Origin of the sequence: Streptomyces sp. NBC_01622, assembly GCF_045209635.1 — a bacterium.
GTDB lineage: Bacteria > Actinomycetota > Actinomycetes > Streptomycetales > Streptomycetaceae > Streptomyces.
Genome location: NZ_CP109293.1, coordinates 9,289,324 through 9,307,285 on the forward strand (window position 1 = coordinate 9,289,324; position 17,962 = coordinate 9,307,285).

Consider the following 17,962-nt stretch of genomic DNA (forward strand, 5'->3'; position numbering starts at 1 on the left):
CTTCGGATCCTTCAGAGGGCTGCTTTCGGATGACTGCTCGATGTCTGTTGTCAGAAGGCCGCGTTGAAGATGACTCCGGCGAGCGCCCCGCCGATCAGCGGCCCCACCACCGGGATCCACGCGTAACTCCAGTCCGAGGTGCCCTTGTTGGGGATCGGGAGCAGCGAGTGGACGATGCGGGGGCCCAGGTCGCGGGCCGGGTTGATGGCGTACCCGGTGGGCCCGCCGAGCGACAGACCGATGCCGACCACCAGGAAGGAGACGACCAGTACCGCCGTGCCGGACGTGCCGAGTCCCTTGGTGAGCCCGAAGGCCAGGATCGGCAGGACGAGCGCGATGGTCGCGATGATCTCCGTCATCAGGTTCGCCACGACGTTGCGGATCGTGGGCGTGGTGGAGAAGATCCCGAGCGTGGGCTGCGCCATCTCCTCCTCGGCGTTGGCCTGGAACTGCGCGAAGTAGACCAGCCAGCACAGCACCGCGCCGAGCATGGCGCCGACCATCTGCCCCGCGATGTAGAGCGGAACCTTGTCCCACTTCCCGGTGTCGATGGCGATACCGATCGTGACCGCCGGATTGAGCTGCCCACCGGACAGCGGCGCGGCCGTGTACGCCCCGGCCATCACGCCGAAGCCCCATCCGAAGGCGATGACGATCCAACCGGAGTTCTGTGCCTTGGAGTAGTTCAGTACGACGGCGGCGACCACGCCGGCGCCGAAGAGGATCAGGATCGCGGTGCCGATGACCTCACCGACGAATATGTCTCCGTTGTTCATGGCGGCTCCTAGGCCCGGGCCCGGGACGGTCGGCCCCGGTCCTCCGTGCAGGGTGCGGTTCCCTTGGCGACTTCAGCCGAAGGCAGGGAGGGTCCCGAGCCCCGCCCGGCGTCCGTGACGAGCGTGCCGTCGCAGCCGAGATCGCCCGTGGGGGAGTGGGCCCGGGCGCGGGTGCGGCCCGCGCGGCGCAGTGCCTGGTACGCCGAGAATGTACGGCGATGTCGACCGACACCGGGAAGTGTTCACCGGTGCCGAAGGAGCGTCAAGGTCGCGGACGGCAACGGTGACACCCGCCCTGACGGCCCCTGGAGCCCCGCAGGAGGCCGCCGGATCCGCTCAGTGTCCGTGCGGCTCCGCCGCTGTGCGGGAGGCCCGTACGGGCGCCGTGGGGGCGCCGCGCAGGATCTCGTACCCGTCCAGCCCCGCCCGGCCCAGCACCCAGCTCGTGCCGTCCAGCGCCTTCGCCGCCTGCTTCAGCGGAGCCAGCGACGCCGCCGCGTGGCGATGGTCGGCCACACTGCCCGGCACGCACAGCACGGTGGCCAGGGACAGCGTCACCGCCCTGCCGCCGGCCGCCCAGGGCACCTCCAGCACGGCGGCGGCCAGCGGCTCCAGCCCCTCCGGATCGGTGAGCACCAGGAAGTCGTCCCCGCCGATGTGCCCCACGCGCGTGTGCCCGGACGCCGTCAGCTGCAGCGCTCGTCCGACCGAGCGGATCAACTCGTCGCCCGCCGCGAAGCCGGCCCCGTCGTTGACCTGTTTGAAGTGGTCGACATCCAGCCAGTTCAGCGCGAACGTACGTCCGTCCGCGATCCGCCGGTCCACCTCACCGGTGATCGCGTCCGAACCGGGCAGCCTGGTCAGCGGATTGAGACCCGCGGCCTCCTCCACCCGAGTCTCCGCCAGGGCCCGCACCAGGTCCGCCAGTCGTACGACGCCCACGCACCGTCCGTACCGGTCGACGACCGCCACGTCGTCCGACGTGCGGTCCGCGTCGCCGACCGCGACGACGTCCAGGACCTCCCAGGCGGTCGCGTCGACGCCGACCGTCCGCGGCACGTCACCGAGCTTGGCCGCGGGCCGGTCGGCGTACAGGGCGTGGCCGTAGCGCCCCGACATCGACAGCAGGAAGCGGGACCGGTGCACCGACCGGACCGGCACCCCGTCCCGGTCCACGAGCACCACTCCGGAGACGTCGGGCGAGCCGGTCAGCAGCGCCCGCACCTGACCGGCGGACGCGGTGTCGGGCAGCAGCGCGGCGGGCCGTACGAACTCCCGCGCCCACGGCCCCGACTGCGGCGTCATGGCGAGACCCGGGGCGCGGGGCGGAACGTATACGTCCGCCGCCGGGACCCGCGTCGGTGGAGCGAACAGCTCGCCCTGCGCCAACTGGGCCCCGGCCGCGCGGGCTTGAGCGCACTGCGCCTCGGTCTCCACCCCCTCCACGGACAGCAGGGCGCCCAACTCCTCGCACAGGGTCCGCATGGCGCGCACCGCGGCCGGCCGCTCCAGCAGCGACGCGTCGAGCTTCACCAGGTCGGGCGCCAGGTCCGTGAGCAGCCGCAGGGGTACGTCACCGTCGCCGACGCCGTCGGCACTGATCCGGAACCCCTGGCCGCGCAGCGCGGACACCGCCTCCAGGAGCGCCCGTCGCGGCACGTGCGTGAACGGCGGGACGATGTCGACCGTCACCTCCCACGGCAGCCGTCCCGCCTCGCGGACCGCGCTGTGCAGTGCGGTGAGCCCGCCGAGGTCGGCGAGGGTGCCGGCGAACACATTGATGTGCAGCGGCAGCAGCGTCTCCTTGCGGGCGGCGGCGCGGACCGCCAACACGGCCAGCTTGCCGTCGAGTTCGGGATCGCGGCGGGCCTCGGCCAGGATGTCGCCGGTCTCCGGGCGGACAAGCACCTCCAGGCCCGCGATTCCACCGGTGGTCAGATTGACCACCGGCTGGAAGGCGAAGCGGAGAGTATCCGTCCAGGAGCGCACGGCAGCATGATGACGGCACCGGCGTACGCCCAGGCCCAGTTCATGAGACGTTCACGCACCCGTGCGGGCCGATCGCACCGGTGGGGCGGCACTCCGCCGCTCACCGCACCGCCAGCACCGCCGACCCGTGCCCGAACAGCCCCTGGTTCACGGTGATCCCCACCCGCGCCCCCGCGACCTGCCGGTCGCCCGCTTCGCCTCTCAACTGCCAGGCCAGCTCGCAGACCTGGGCGATCGCCTGGGCCGGCACCGCCTCCCCGAAGGAGGCCAGTCCACCGCTCGCGTTCACCGGTATGCGCCCGCCCAGAGCCGTCGCGCCCTCCCGCAGCAGCTTGGCGCCCCCGCCCTCGGCGCACAGCCCCAGATCCTCGTACCACTGCAGCTCCAGGGCGGTGGACAGGTCGTACACCTCGGCCAGGGAGAGGTCCTCGGGGCCGATGCCCGCCTCCTCGTAGGCCGCGCGGGCTATCGACGCCCGGAAGGTCTCGTCCGGCGGTGGCGCGCCAGCCGCGGAGTCGGTGGCGATGTCCGGGAGGTCCAGCACCGTGTTGGGGTAGCGCGGCGTCACCGTGGACACCGCGCGGATCCGCACCGGGTCCGCCGTCCCGTGCCGGCGCGCGAACTCCACGCTCGACAGCACCAGGGCGGCCCCGCCGTCCGAGGTGGCGCAGATGTCGAGCAGCCGCAGCGGGTCGGCGACCACCGCCGACGCGGCGACCTCCTCGGCGGAGACCCGCTTGCGGTAGCGCGCATACGGATTCAGCGAACCCAGGGCGGCGTTCTTCACCTTCACCTGGGCGAAGTCCTCCGGGGTGTCCCCGTAGAGGGCCATCCGCCGGCGCGCGTACAGCCCGAAGTACGTCGGGTTCGTCGCCCCGAGGACCCGGAACCGGAGCCAGTCCGGATCGTCGTGCCGGTCCCCGCCGGCCGGCCGGAAGAACCCCTTGGGCGCGGCGTCGGCGCCCACGACGAGCACCACGTCCGCGAGCCCCGACAGGATCTGCGCCCGCGCCGCGTTGACGGCCTGCGCCCCGGACGCGCACGCCGCGTACACGCTCGCCACCCGGGCGCCCTGCCAGCCCAGAGCCTTCGCGAACGTCGCGCCCGCCACATACCCCGGGTATCCGCCGCGCACCGTGTCCGCGCCGACGATCGAGCCGACGTCCCGCCACTCCAGCCCGGCGTCGGCGAGCGCCGCCCGGGCCGCCGCCGTCCCGTACTCGACGAAGCTTCGCCCCCACTTGCCCCAGGGGTGCATGCCCGCGCCGAGCACCGCCACGTCCCCCGTCATGCCGTCACCCCCGTAGGCCGCCAGTGCCAGGTCGTCCAGGTCGTCTCCGTGTCCTCGTCGAGCACACCGGGGACGACCTCCATCTCCATGCCCACCGTCAGATCGGCGACGGTGATCCCGGGAACCGCCTGCCCCAGCACCACGATCCGCTCGGGCTCCAGCTCCACAGCGATCAACGCGTACGGTTCCCAAGGAAGTTCCGGATCGCTCACATACGGTGACGGTGGCCGGTACCGACTGTCCGTGTACGACCAGATACGCCCGCGCCGCGACAGCGGGACCTCCTCCAACTCGCCGCCCCGGCAGCCCGGATTGCGGCAATGGCCGTCCTCGCGCGGGAAGAAGACCGAGGCGCACGCCGAGCAACGCGTGCCGAGCAGCCGGAAGCCGTCCCCGTCCCCGGTGAACCAATCGGTGACCACAGGTGTGCGTGTCCGCGACAACGTCCCTCCACAGCACTGGATCTGACGGAACGTCAGAAGTGTGCCACGGGCAACGGAAAATGAGCAGGGCGTTTCGGTGAACCATCGAGCCACCTACGGCGTCGTGATACGGGGAGGGACGGCCGGGGCCCACGGGGGTGGCTCCGGCCGTTTCCCGTTCCGCGCACGGCCCCCGGAAAGACTCCCTCCGCTTGATCGGATACAGTCCGCCGGGTGTCCGAAACTCAAGGCTCCGTCCCCAACTCCGCGCCGGACTCCCACTGTTCGAGCTGTGGATCGCCCTACGGAGAGGGCGTCTCCGGCTGGCCCCGCACCTGCCCGGCCTGCGGCACGGTCGCCTACCGCAACCCGCTGCCCGTCGCCGTCGCACTCCAGCCGGTGTACGACACGAAGGGCACCGCCCTGGTCGTCATCACCCGAACCGTCGCCCCCGCGCGCGGAGGCGTCGCCCTGCCGGGCGGCTACGTCGACGACCGCGAGGACTGGCGGCAGGCCCTCGTCCGCGAACTCAGTGAGGAGACCGGCATCGAGGCCGCGAGCCGCGACGTACGACTCGTCGACGCCATCAGCTCGCCCGACGGCCATCTCCTGCTCTTCGGGGTCCTCCCCGAACGCCCGGTCGAAACCCTGCCCAAGTCCGCCGCCACCGACGAGACGGAGGGCTGGCACCTCCTGCGCAGGCCGGAGGAGCTCGCCTTCCCGCTCCACTCCGTGGCCGTCAGGGCCTGGTTCGAAGGCCGGTACATCTGAGGTCAGCCCACGCCCAGCCCTCGCACCCGCACCGGGCAGGACGGCGCGCTCACGCCGTCCTCCGACTCCCGCTCCACGACCACCCGCCGGCCCTCCCAGCGGGCGATGTACCGCTCGATCTCCGGTTCGTCCCAGCCGTCGCCCGCATCCGGCACCACCAGCCCGCCCCCGGTCTGCCCCCGGGCGGGCGCCCACACCTCCAGCTCCAGCCCCCCGTCCGAGCCGCGTACGGGCAGGACGGCACCCGCGCGCGCGAGCACCGGTATTCGCGACAACGGGGCGTCGACGAGGATCTGGGCCGGCCCCTCGTACACCTGCTCCGTCTCCGTGTCGTACCAGCGCCCTCTCGGCAACTGCACCGCACGCCGGCCCGAGCCCGCATCTAGCACCGGCGCCACCAGGAGGCAGTCGCCGAGCAGGAAGGCGTCCTCGCAGTCCCGTAGCGCGCGATCCTCCGGCGCACCCCACCACAGGGGGCGCACATAGGGTGCCCCGGTCCGCCGCGCCAGATGGGCCAGCGTCATGAAGTACGGCAGCAGCCGCCGCCGTTCGACGAGCGCCACGCGCGCGTGCTCCAGTACGTCGGCGCCGAACTCCCAGGGCTCCCGGCGCCCCGCACGCAGGCTCGCGTGCGTGCGGAACAGCGGCAGATACGCGCCTAGTTGGAACCAGCGCAGATACAGCTCGGGCGACGGACTCCCGTCGAAACCGCCCACGTCCGGACCCGAGTACGGAACCCCGCACAGACCGAGCCCCATGACCAGCGACAGTGAGGCCCGCAACCCCGGCCAGCCGGTGGCGACATCCCCGGACCAGGTACCCCCGTAGGTCTGCATCCCGGCCCACCCGGAGCGCGAGAAGAGGAACGGCCGCTCCTGGGGGGCCATTTCACGCAGCGCCTCGTAGGCCGCCCTGGCCATGCACAGCGCGTACACGTTGTGCGCCTCACGATGGTCACCGCCCTGCCCGTCCAGGTCGTGCCGGGCCGAACGCGGCAACGTCGACTCCCCGAAGGCGGCGAAGGACGTGGGCTCGTTCATGTCGTGCCAGAAACCCGCGAACCCCTGCGCGAGCCGCTCCTGGTAGAGCCCGCCCCACCACTCCCGCACACGCGCGTGCGTGAAGTCCGGGAAAACCGTCTCCCCGGGCCATACGACGCCCCGCACCAGCCGCCCCGACGCCTCGCGCACGAAGGCGTCCTCGGCCGTACCACTGTCGTAGACGGCGTTCCCGGGCTCGGCCTTCACCGCGGGGTCCACGATCGACACCAGCCGGATGCCGTCCCGCCGCAACTCCTCGGCGAGCACCGGCAGTTTCGGGAACCGCTCGTGGTCGACGGTGAACACCTGGTGCTCGTCGTAGTGGTCGATGTCCAGGTGGACGGCGTCCAGTGGCAGATCACGCTCCCGGTAGCCGGCGACGATCCGCCGCACCTCCTGCTCACTGCCGAAGCCCCACCGCGCGTGATGGTGCCCCAGTGCCCACTCCGGCGGCAGCGCGGGGGCACCGGTGAGCGAGACCCAGGCGTGCAGCACGCGCGCGGGAGTGCCCACGATCACCCAGCAGCGCAGCGGACCGCCGTCCATCCGCAGCTCGGACGCCCCCGCCCGGTCGTGCCCGGAACCTGCACCCTCCTCGCCCTCCCGCAGCGTCACCGTGCCGACCCAGGAGGTGTCGTGGAACACCAGATGCGTGGCCGCGTCGGCCACCACCAGTTGCACCGGCATCGTGATGTACAGCGGATCGTCACCCGGTCCGAAGGCACGCCCGGGGTCGGTGTTCCACAGCCGGTACGTCCCGTTGCGCAACCGGGGGCCCGACGCGCGCCCGCCGAGCCCGAAGAACCGGGCGTCCGCGGCCACCTCCGAACGCTGCATCCAGCGCGCCGTGCCCCCGCCCACCGGCTCCCACCAGCGCGGCGGCAGATCCCGGCGCAGCGTCACACCACCGGGCGTACGCACCTCGACCGCGCCGTGCCGCGACACGGTGACCGTCACCCGCTCCGCCACGACCCGCCAGCCGCCGTCCTTGTCCGGCTCCAGGACGGCCCGGGGGTCCGGCTCGGGGAAACGCCCGGCGAGCGCGTACGAGGGCTCCGGAGAGGCCCCGTCCCAGCCCCAGAAGACCGCCCCGTTCACGGCGACGGTGATGCGCAGCTCGGAACGGCTGAACCGGATGACTCCTCCGCCGGGCCCGGGCTCCGCATCCCGCACCGGCCCGGGCACACGCGCCCGCTCGGCCCCCCGCGCGGGCAGCCCGGTGGCGTCGGCACGCCTCCTGCGCCACGCAGCCCGTACGGTACGCAACCCCTGTGCCGCCCCCGTTGAACCGACCACCTTCACCGAACGCACCAGGTCACGACCATCCATGCTGCTCACCCTGCCATTGCGGGCCCCGGATAACCGCGTCGTTCAACTTCCGTTCACCCGTGGTTGGACCACATCTTCACGGCACGGACTATGTGGAGCGTGCCCTGGTGCAGAAGTCGATCACATGGCATCGTCCGTGTCAGCCGCGTCACGCGCACACCCCCGCACGTGCGCGACCGACGCACACGACGCGCACAGTCCCGGGAGCCGCCCCATGTCGACCGCGAACCCTCTGCCGCTCTGGCAGCCAGATCCGGAACGCATCGCCCAGGCACAGGTCACCAGGTTCCAGTCCTGGGCGGCCGAACACCACGGAGCCCCCGCCGACGGCGGCTACACGGCACTGCACCGCTGGTCCGTCGACGAACTGGACACGTTCTGGCAGGCCGTCACCGAGTGGTTCGACGTCCGCTTCTCGACCCCCTACGCGCGCGTGCTCGGCGACCGCTCGATGCCCGGCGCGCACTGGTTCCCCGGAGCGACCCTCAACTACGCCGAGCACGCCCTGCGCGCGTCGGCGACCCGTGCGCACGAACCGGCCCTCCTGTACGTCGACGAGACCCACGACCCGCGCCCGGTCACCTGGGCCGAGCTGCGCCGCCAGGTCGGCTCCCTGGCCGCCGAACTGCGCACCCTCGGCGTACGCCCCGGAGACCGCGTCAGCGGCTACCTCCCGAACATTCCGCAGGCCGTCGTCGCCCTGCTCGCCACAGCCGCCGTGGGCGGCGTCTGGACGTCCTGCGCCCCCGACTTCGGCGCCCGCAGCGTCCTCGACCGCTTCCAACAGGTCGAACCGGTCGTCCTGTTCACGGTCGACGGCTACCGCTACGGCGGCAAGGAACACGACCGCCGCGACACGGTCGCCGAACTCCGCCGCGAACTGCCCACCCTCCGCGCGGTGGTCCACATCCCCCTCCTGGGCACCGACGCCCCCGAAGGCGCTCTTGACTGGTCGTCCCTCACCTCGGCCGACGTGGAACCCGTCTTCGAAGAGGTCCCCTTCGAGCACCCCCTGTGGGTGCTCTACTCCTCCGGCACGACAGGCCTCCCCAAGGCCATCGTCCAGTCCCAGGGCGGCATCCTCGTAGAACACCTCAAGCAGCTCGGCCTGCACTGCGACCTGGGCCCCGAGGACCGCTTCTTCTGGTACACGTCCACCGGCTGGATGATGTGGAACTTCCTCGTCTCCGGCCTCCTGACGGGCACGACGATCGTCCTCTACGACGGCAGCCCCGGGTACCCCGACACGGCCGCCCAGTGGCGCATCGCCGAACGCACCGGAGCGACCCTCTACGGCACCTCGGCCGCGTACGTCATGGCCTGCCGCAAGGCCGGCGTGCACCCGTCCCGCGACTTCGATCTCTCCACGGTGCGGTGCGTCGCCACCACCGGCTCACCGCTGCCCCCGGACGGGTTCCGCTGGCTGCACGACGAGGTCCGCGACGACCTGTGGATCGCCTCGGTCAGCGGCGGCACGGACGTCTGCTCCTGCTTCGCCGGAGCCGTACCGACCCTGCCGGTGTACATCGGCGAACTGCAGGCCCCCGGCCTGGGCACCGACCTCCAGTCCTGGGACCCGAACGGCGAACCTCTGGTCGACGAGGTCGGCGAGTTGGTGGTCACCGACCCCATGCCGTCCATGCCGATCTACTTCTGGAACGACCCCGACGGCACGCGCTACCACGACAGCTACTTCGACACCTACCCCGGAGTGTGGCGCCACGGCGACTGGATCACCGTCACCTCCCGGGGCTCCGTCGTCATCCACGGCCGCTCCGACTCCACGCTCAACCGCCAAGGCGTGCGCATGGGTTCGGCCGACATCTACGAAGCTGTCGAACGGCTCCCGGAGATCAAGGAGTCCCTCGTCATCGGCATCGAACAGCCCGACGGCGGCTACTGGATGCCCCTCTTCGTACACCTCGCCCCCGGAGCCGTCCTGGACGACGCACTCCTGGGCCGCATCAAGCAGACGATCCGCGATCAACTCTCCCCGCGCCACGTTCCCGACGAGGTCATCGAGGTCCCCGGCGTCCCGCACACCCTCACCGGAAAACGCATCGAGGTACCCGTCAAACGCCTCCTCCAGGGCACCCCGTTGGAGAAGGCGGTCAACCCGGGCTCCATCGACAACCTCGACCTGCTGAGCTTCTACGAGGACCTCGCCCGCAAGCGCGCCTGATCGCCCTCCCGTAGAGGCCGATCATCCTCCATAGGTGGCCTCGGACTCGCCCTCGCCGAGCACTGCGGCGAAGTCCGAGGCCAGCCGTACCGCGTCGGCCGGTTCGAGTTCGGCGACGGAGATCCGTACCCCTGGCCCGGACGACAGGCGGAACCGCGCCCCCGCGGCGACCCACCAGCCGTACGACCGCAGCCCGTTGACCACGGCGGACTCGTCCCGCACCGGCACCCAGAGATTCAACCCGCTCACCCCGTGCGCTGTGATCCCCCGCCCGCCCAGCTCCTTGCGGAGGGTCTCCCGGCGCAGTCCGTACGCCTCTTGAGCGCGCGTGACCAACGCGCGCGTGCCGTCGTCCGTCATCAGCCCATGGACGGTCTCCTGGAGGAGATGACTCACCCAGCCGGACGTCAGCAGCAACCGCCCGTCGTGCCGCGCCAGCGTGGTCCGATCGCAGGCAGCCACGGCCCACCGCAGGTCGGTGCCAAGGAACTTGCTCACCGTCCGCACATGCACCCAGCGCGCCAACCCACCGGAAGCCAGCGACCGCAGGGGAGCGCCCGCCACGGCGGACGCGTGATCGTTCTCCACGACGAGTACCTCGGGTCCGTCCCGGAGCACCTCGACCAGGGCGTCGCGGCGCGCTGCCGAGAAGCTGCCGCCGTACGGGTTCTGCGCCCGGGGACTGCACACCACGGCACGCACACCCGCCCGCAGCGCCACGCGCAGCGCATCGGGGCGCAGCCCCTCGTCGTCCACGGCGACCGGCACGCTCCGCAGCCCCAACGCCGTGACCAGGTCCAGAAGATGGTGATACCCGGGATCCTCCATGGCCACCGCGTCCCCGGGCCGCAACTCCACCGACAGCAGCCGTCCGATCAGATCGAGCGCACCGTGCGCGAAGGTCACCTGCTCCACGGGCACGCTGTCGCGTACCAGCCAGTCCCGTACGGCCTCCTCCAACCGTGCCAGTCGAGGTGTCGACCGGTGCGACCGCGCACCCGGGGACAGCCGCGACGGCGGCACCAACGCGGGCAGGAAGAGCGGGTCGGGGTGCCCGCCGGCCAGATCCCGCAGCCCCTCCGGGACCCGGGGCGGCCGTCGGGACGCCACCGCGGGCGCCTGTGCCACCACGGTCCCGCCCCGTCCGCGCGTGACGACGATGCCCCGCTGGCGCAACTCCTTGTACGCGGTGGCGACGGTGCCGGGACTCACCCCGAGCTCGTCCGCGAGCCGCCGCACCGGAGGCAGCGCGGCATCCGGCCCCAACACGCCGTCGGCCACGCACCGTTCGACGGACGCGGCAATCCCCTTGGCCGTCGTACCACTGATCCCATATTGTATTGCCACGTCATCAACTATGTATCAATACATAATGCGATGCAAGGGGGAGCAGTGAGTACGATCCGTCGCAAAACCGGACGGCCGAAACGCATACCCGGAGGACGCGACGGTCGCAGAATGCTCGCGATCGCCCTCGTCGACCGCACCGGCAGTGGCCTGTGGGCCTCCGTGTCCGTCCTGTACTTCACCTACGTCTCGCATCTCTCCGTCGCCCAGGTCGGCACCCTCGCCGCGATCGCGGGAGCCATCGGCATCGCCGGGGCACCCCTGGGCGGTCGCCTCGCCGACCGGTTCCCGCTCACCCGCGTCCTCACCGCCCTCCAACTCCTGCGCGCCCTCGCCTCCTTCGCCCTGCTCACCACGGACAACTACGTCCTCCTGATCGCCTTCTCGGCCGCCGGCGGCTTCGGCGACCGCGCCGCCAACGTGCTCACCAAGCTGTACGCCACCCGCGTGGCCGGACCGGACCGCATCCGCTACCAGGCCATCAGCCGAACCGTCGCCAACGCGGGCTGGGCCCTGGGCGGTCTCGCCGCGGCGGGCGCACTCACCCTCGGCACAACCGCCGCCTACCACTGGCTCCTTCTCGGCGACGCCCTCTCCTTCGTCGCCGTCGCCACGCTCACCGTGCGCTGCGGCGAACCCCCGTCACCACAGCGCGTCATCGCGACATCGAAGGACAGGCCGCCCGCGAACAAGCCCCCGAACCCCTGGCGCGACCGCACCTACCTCGCCTACGTCACGACCGAGACCGTCCTCTTCCTCGACGACGCCGTCTTCAAGGTCGGCCTGCCACTGTGGATCGCCCACGCCAGCGAGGCACCGCACGGCCTGGCACCCCTGCTGATGGTCCTCAACAACCTGATGGTCGTGGCCCTCCAAGTCCCCCTGGCCCGCTTCGGCACCACGACGACGGCCGCCCGCAACCTGCTGATACCGCTCTCCGCCGCCTTCGCCCTGGGCGGGACCACCCTGGCCCTCTCGGCCACCGGCGGAGCCGTTACCGCGACGCTGCTCCTCACCGCCTCGGCAGCCGCCTTCACCATGGCGGAAATACTGCACGCCACCGTCTCGTGGGAACTCTCCGTCGCCCTCGCACCCGGTACCGCGCAGGGCACCTACCTCGGCTTCCACGGACTCGCCCAGTCGACCCAGCGCAGCATCGGCCCACTGGCGGTCACCGCGGCCATCGCCGCCGGCCCCCTCGGCTGGACCGTCTTCGGCGCCGCCATCGCTCTGACCTGCATGATTCAGCACCGCCTGGTCCGCGAGCCCCTCGCTCGGACGCCATTGTCAGTGCTGCCGGTTACTGTGAGTGAGCATTGATCGACCGTGCACAGGGGGAAAAATGGCGCACACCGACCACCAGACCATGCGACGCGTTCTGCGCCGCGAAATCGCAGGCACCATCGGCCTGTTGACCGACGAGCAGGACTTCCGCGCCATGCGGCGCTACCGCAGCTTCACCTTCGACGACCACACCGCCTACCTCCAACAAGTGGAAACACTCCTCAGGAGCCGAGCCTTGCAGGGCAGCCACACCAGCGTGGCCCTCTTCGACCCCCAGGAATACGCCGAGTTCTGCACCGACAGCGGCCTGGACCCCGACAACCCGTCCAGCCGCACCCGCTTCACCGCCGAACTCGCCACCACCGGACCCACCCTGCCCTATGAGGGCCAGCCCCTCGCAGACCTCCTCCCGGCCCTCGTCGACGAGGCCGTCCGCCAGGCGACCTGGGAGTACGTGACCACACTCCTGGCCCGCCTCGGCACCTGCGCCACCTGCGGCGAGGACATCGGCCGCGCGGCCTTCACCCGGGCCTCCGGCCTCCTCGTCCGCATCCTCGACACTGCCCGACCCGGCAACCGACACCTGGTCTGCAGCGTCTCGGGAACACCCGAAACCATCGTCTGCGCCCTCCACGCCGACCAGGACGAGGACGGAGCCACCCACCTGGACGACGTCGAAGCCCTCGAATTCACCAGCGTCCTCGCCCTCGGCATCGCCACCCGAAGCCCCGGCGGCCTCGTCATGCGCACCACCAGCCCCGACACCACCGACTGCATCTACGGCTGGCGTCTGCGCGGCGACGGCCTGGAACCCCTGACCGCCGGCGAGGTCTTCGACGCCTACTGCACCGACGTCGAATCCGGCGACCTCATCTCCCCGGAGTCAGGCGTCGACTACTGCGTGCCGCCCGACCTCGGCGACCTGGAACAGCCCCCAGGAGGACACCACCACTGAACACGCCAGGGGCGCCCCACCCGGTGGTGGGGCGCCCCTGAACCAGAACCGACGGACGGCTTCCTGCCCGACTACTCGCCGGACAGCACCGCCTGAGCCGCCTGACGCGCCTCCTCCGCACTGTCCGCGGCCCGCGCCGCCAGCGCGGCCCGCTCGCACTGAGCCAGCGTGTACTTCGCCAGCGTCGACCGCACATACGGGATCGAAGCCGCGCCCATGGAAAGGGAAGTGACCCCAAGACCGGTCAACACACAAGCCAGCAGCGGGTCGGACGCGGCCTCGCCACAGACACCACAGCTCTTGCCCTCGGCCTTCGCCCCCTCGGCGGACATCGCCACCAGGTCGAGCAACGCAGGCTGCCACGGATCCTGCAGACGGGACACCGCACCCACCTGACGGTCGGCGGCGAACGTGTACTGCGCGAGGTCGTTGGTCCCAAGCGACAGGAACTCGACCTCCTGCAGAATCGAGCGCGCCCGCAGCGCGGCCGACGGAATCTCCACCATCGCGCCGAACTTCGCCCGCAGGCCTGCCTCCCGGCACGCGTCCGCGAACGCCTTCGCGTCCGCGCGGTCCGCGACCATCGGGGCCATGACCTCGAGGTAGACCGGCAGTCCCTCGGCGGCCTTCGCGAGCGAGGTCAGCTGAGTGCGCAGCACGTCGGGGTGGTCGAGCAACGAACGCAGCCCGCGCACACCCAGGGCCGGGTTCGGCTCGTCGGCGGGTGTCAGGAAGTCCAGCGGCTTGTCCGCGCCGGCGTCCAGCACCCGCACGACGACACGCCCCTCGGGGAACGCCTCGAGTACCTGCCGGTAGGCCTCGACCTGCTTGTCCTCGGACGGCGCGTTCTTGCTGTCGTCCAGGAACAGGAACTCGGTACGGAAGAGCCCCACACCCTCGGCCCCCGCCTCCAGCGCGGCCGGCACGTCAGCAGGCCCGCCGACGTTGGCGAGCAACGGCACCTTGTGCCCGTCGGAGGTGGCACCCGGCCCCGTGGAAGAGGAGAGAGCGGCCTTGCGCGCGGCAGCCGCGGCCTCCAGCTCCGCCTTCTTCTCATCACTGGGGTTCACGAAGATCTCGCCTGTGCTGCCGTCCACGGCGACAACAGTCCCCTCGGCCAGCTCACCGGCCCCCGGCAGCGCCACCACAGCGGGCACACCGAGCGCCCGCGCCAGGATCGCGCTGTGACTGGTCGGCCCGCCCTCCTCGGTGACGAAACCGAGCACGAGAGTCGGGTCCAACAGCGCCGTATCGGCCGGCGCAAGATCACGAGCGATCAGCACGTACGGCTCGTCGCTGTCCGGAACACCCGGCATCGGCACCCCGAGCAACCGGGCGACGATACGATTCCGCACGTCATCGAGGTCGGCCACCCGACCGGCCAGATACTCACCGGCACCCGCCAGCAGGGCACGGTAGGCGGCGAAGGCGTCGTACACCGCCCGCTCGGCTGTACTGCCGACCGAGATACGGCGATCCACGTCCGTCATCAACTCGGGGTCCTGGGCCATCAGGGCCTGGGCCTCGAGCACCGCCTGGGCTTCGCCCCCCGCCAGATTGCCGCGCGCCATCAGGTCGGCCGCCACCGCGTCCACGGCTTGGCGGGCGCGCCCCTGTTCACGCTCCGCGTCCTCCACCGGAATCTGCTTGGCAGGCGGTTCCAGAACCGCCGTCCCCATGTGCCGAACCTCGCCGATCGCCACACCGTGGCTCACACCGACGCCTCGCAGCGTTGTCTCCATCTCACCCGTCTCCGATAGTGCGGCGGGTCCCGCCGCCGCGGTGGTTGTCCTGCACACCGTCATACGACGGCACTGACGTCACTCCCAGGAGAAGAGCTTGTCGCCGGCCTTCACATCGCCGTCCTCGCGGAGCTCGGAGAGGGACTCGGCAGTGGCCTCAAGAGCCACGATCGGGCACACCGGGGACTTGCCGGCGGCCTCGACGGCGGCCGGGTTCCAGCGCACGACACTTTGACCGCGGGTCACGGTGTCGCCCTTGTTGACGAGCAGTTCGAAACCCTCGCCATTGAGCTGCACGGTGTCGATACCGAGGTGGGTCAGAACACCATGCCCTTCGCTGTCCACGACGACGAAGGCGTGCGGGTGGAGGGAGACGATGACTCCGTCCACAGGAGAGACGGCCTCGGAAGGCTCACGTACGGGGTCGATGGCCGTGCCGGGGCCGACCATGGCCCCGGAGAAGACCGGATCGGGCACCTCGGTCAGTCCGATGGCGCGTCCTGCGAGCGGGGACGTCACGCTGGTCATGGGAAGCCTCCCAGGGGTGGATGTGTGATGGGGCCGTCACTGCCTGTCCCGGACGGCACACTGAGCAGCAGGGTATGTCATATGTAGTACCGATTCCGCACGAGAGGTCGGGATTAGTGGTCTAGACCACATCTCTAAGCGATTTGCACCTGCTCTACGGCCGCATGTACAGTCGTACTCCTGCTTGAGGCCGAGCGACGCAACCAAGCGTCTTTGCTTGGCCTGGCAGCACCCAACTTGTCAGATCCTATCCCGGGGTCGCCTTCTGCATGCTCGCAGGACGGTGGTCAGAGGGCCGGAAAAACACTGATAGAGTTTGGAACACCGAAGGGAAGCCCGGAGGAAAGCCCGAGAGGGTGAGTACAAAGGAAGCGTCCGTTCCTTGAGAACTCAACAGCGTGCCAAAAATCAACGCCAGATATGTTGATACCCCGTCCCCGGCCGTCATCTGATGGTTGGGGCGAGGTTCCTTTGAAGAAAACATACAGCGAGGACGCTGTGAACGATCATCTTATTCCGGTGGTTGTTCCGCTCTCGTGTGTGTGCACTCGATTACGGGTAAACATTCACGGAGAGTTTGATCCTGGCTCAGGACGAACGCTGGCGGCGTGCTTAACACATGCAAGTCGAACGATGAACCACTTCGGTGGGGATTAGTGGCGAACGGGTGAGTAACACGTGGGCAATCTACCCTGCACTCTGGGACAAGCCCTGGAAACGGGGTCTAATACCGGATGATACTCCCGCACTCATGTGTGGGTGTTGAAAGCTCCGGCGGTGCAGGATGAGCCCGCGGCCTATCAGCTTGTTGGTGAGGTAATGGCTCACCAAGGCGACGACGGGTAGCCGGCCTGAGAGGGCGACCGGCCACACTGGGACTGAGACACGGCCCAGACTCCTACGGGAGGCAGCAGTGGGGAATATTGCACAATGGGCGAAAGCCTGATGCAGCGACGCCGCGTGAGGGATGACGGCCTTCGGGTTGTAAACCTCTTTCAGCAGGGAAGAAGCGCAAGTGACGGTACCTGCAGAAGAAGCGCCGGCTAACTACGTGCCAGCAGCCGCGGTAATACGTAGGGCGCAAGCGTTGTCCGGAATTATTGGGCGTAAAGAGCTCGTAGGCGGCTTGTCACGTCGGGTGTGAAAGCCCGGGGCTTAACCCCGGGTCTGCATTCGATACGGGCTAGCTAGAGTGTGGTAGGGGAGATCGGAATTCCTGGTGTAGCGGTGAAATGCGCAGATATCAGGAGGAACACCGGTGGCGAAGGCGGATCTCTGGGCCATTACTGACGCTGAGGAGCGAAAGCGTGGGGAGCGAACAGGATTAGATACCCTGGTAGTCCACGCCGTAAACGGTGGGAACTAGGTGTTGGCGACATTCCACGTCGTCGGTGCCGCAGCTAACGCATTAAGTTCCCCGCCTGGGGAGTACGGCCGCAAGGCTAAAACTCAAAGGAATTGACGGGGGCCCGCACAAGCAGCGGAGCATGTGGCTTAATTCGACGCAACGCGAAGAACCTTACCAAGGCTTGACATACACCGGAAAGCATTAGAGATAGTGCCCCCCTTGTGGTCGGTGTACAGGTGGTGCATGGCTGTCGTCAGCTCGTGTCGTGAGATGTTGGGTTAAGTCCCGCAACGAGCGCAACCCTTGTCCTGTGTTGCCAGCGTGCCCTTTGGGGTGACGGGGACTCACAGGAGACCGCCGGGGTCAACTCGGAGGAAGGTGGGGACGACGTCAAGTCATCATGCCCCTTATGTCTTGGGCTGCACACGTGCTACAATGGCCGGTACAATGAGCTGCGATACCGTGAGGTGGAGCGAATCTCAAAAAGCCGGTCTCAGTTCGGATTGGGGTCTGCAACTCGACCCCATGAAGTCGGAGTTGCTAGTAATCGCAGATCAGCATTGCTGCGGTGAATACGTTCCCGGGCCTTGTACACACCGCCCGTCACGTCACGAAAGTCGGTAACACCCGAAGCCGGTGGCCCAACCCCCTTGTGGGGAGGGAGCTGTCGAAGGTGGGACTGGCGATTGGGACGAAGTCGTAACAAGGTAGCCGTACCGGAAGGTGCGGCTGGATCACCTCCTTTCTAAGGAGCACTTCTTACCGATCCCTCCGGGGTGAGGTCAGAGGCCAGTACATCGGCGAATGTCCGGTGCTGGTTGCTCAAGGGTGGAACGTTGATTATTCGGCACTCGTGACTGTCTTCTCCTTCCAGTACTGCTCTTCGGAGCGTGGAACGTCGAGGGAAGCAGCAGGAGTGCCGGGCACGCTGTTGGGTGTCTGAGGGTACGGCCGTGAG

Annotated in this window: 12 protein-coding genes and 1 rRNA gene; 5 read left to right on the top strand and 8 right to left on the bottom strand. The window is 69.6% G+C overall.

Going from position 1 to position 17,962, the window contains the following annotated elements; translation table 11 throughout:
* Positions 1–50 precede the first annotated feature (50 nt).
* From OH768_RS43110 to OH768_RS43125, 4 genes are all read right to left on the bottom strand, one after another.
* Complete coding sequence (locus OH768_RS43110) at positions 51–776, bottom strand: MIP/aquaporin family protein (RefSeq protein ID WP_406461997.1); 726 nt, start codon at positions 774–776, stop codon at positions 51–53.
* Positions 777–1,112: 336 nt separating this feature from the next.
* Positions 1,113–2,765, bottom strand: coding sequence for an EAL domain-containing protein (locus tag OH768_RS43115; protein WP_406461998.1), 1,653 nt, complete (start codon positions 2,763–2,765; stop codon positions 1,113–1,115).
* Between the two features lie 100 nt (positions 2,766–2,865).
* Complete coding sequence (locus OH768_RS43120) at positions 2,866–4,056, bottom strand: lipid-transfer protein (protein WP_406462000.1); 1,191 nt, start codon at positions 4,054–4,056, stop codon at positions 2,866–2,868.
* Complete coding sequence (locus OH768_RS43125; RefSeq protein ID WP_406462001.1) at positions 4,053–4,478, bottom strand: Zn-ribbon domain-containing OB-fold protein; 426 nt, start codon at positions 4,476–4,478, stop codon at positions 4,053–4,055. The genes OH768_RS43120 and OH768_RS43125 overlap by 4 nt, the downstream gene beginning before the upstream one ends.
* A gap of 234 nt (positions 4,479–4,712) precedes the next feature.
* On the opposite strand from OH768_RS43125, the gene OH768_RS43130 reads away from it, so the two are divergent.
* Positions 4,713–5,249: an NUDIX domain-containing protein gene (locus OH768_RS43130; RefSeq protein ID WP_406462003.1), complete on the top strand. Its 537-nt coding sequence runs from the start codon at positions 4,713–4,715 to the stop codon at positions 5,247–5,249.
* 2 nt (positions 5,250–5,251) lie between these two features.
* Here OH768_RS43130 and OH768_RS43135 read toward each other — a convergent pair whose 3' ends face one another.
* Positions 5,252–7,618: a TIM-barrel domain-containing protein gene (locus tag OH768_RS43135; protein WP_406462005.1), complete on the bottom strand. Its 2,367-nt coding sequence runs from the start codon at positions 7,616–7,618 to the stop codon at positions 5,252–5,254.
* A gap of 214 nt (positions 7,619–7,832) precedes the next feature.
* On the opposite strand from OH768_RS43135, the gene OH768_RS43140 reads away from it, so the two are divergent.
* Entirely contained in the window at positions 7,833–9,800 is a 1,968-nt protein-coding gene (locus OH768_RS43140) for an acetoacetate--CoA ligase (RefSeq protein ID WP_406462006.1), read from the top strand.
* A 21-nt stretch (positions 9,801–9,821) separates the two neighbouring features.
* Here the strand turns inward: OH768_RS43140 and OH768_RS43145 are convergent, their stop codons facing one another.
* Positions 9,822–11,147, bottom strand: coding sequence for an aminotransferase class I/II-fold pyridoxal phosphate-dependent enzyme (locus tag OH768_RS43145; RefSeq protein WP_406462008.1), 1,326 nt, complete (start codon positions 11,145–11,147; stop codon positions 9,822–9,824).
* Between the two features lie 111 nt (positions 11,148–11,258).
* Between OH768_RS43145 and OH768_RS43150 the strand changes: the two genes are divergently transcribed.
* Both OH768_RS43150 and OH768_RS43155 read left to right on the top strand, forming a co-directional pair.
* Positions 11,259–12,467 (top strand): MFS transporter, encoded by a 1,209-nt coding sequence (locus OH768_RS43150; protein WP_406462010.1) that lies wholly within the window; start codon positions 11,259–11,261, stop codon positions 12,465–12,467.
* A gap of 22 nt (positions 12,468–12,489) precedes the next feature.
* Positions 12,490–13,386, top strand: coding sequence for a hypothetical protein (locus OH768_RS43155; protein WP_406462011.1), 897 nt, complete (start codon positions 12,490–12,492; stop codon positions 13,384–13,386).
* Between the two features lie 71 nt (positions 13,387–13,457).
* Here OH768_RS43155 and ptsP read toward each other — a convergent pair whose 3' ends face one another.
* Entirely contained in the window at positions 13,458–15,128 is a 1,671-nt protein-coding gene (ptsP, locus tag OH768_RS43160; RefSeq protein ID WP_406462013.1) for a phosphoenolpyruvate--protein phosphotransferase, read from the bottom strand.
* 78 nt (positions 15,129–15,206) lie between these two features.
* Complete coding sequence (locus OH768_RS43165; protein ID WP_406462015.1) at positions 15,207–15,656, bottom strand: PTS glucose transporter subunit IIA; 450 nt, start codon at positions 15,654–15,656, stop codon at positions 15,207–15,209.
* A gap of 565 nt (positions 15,657–16,221) precedes the next feature.
* On the opposite strand from OH768_RS43165, the gene OH768_RS43170 reads away from it, so the two are divergent.
* Positions 16,222–17,749, top strand: a 16S ribosomal RNA gene (locus tag OH768_RS43170).
* Positions 17,750–17,962 lie beyond the last annotated feature (213 nt).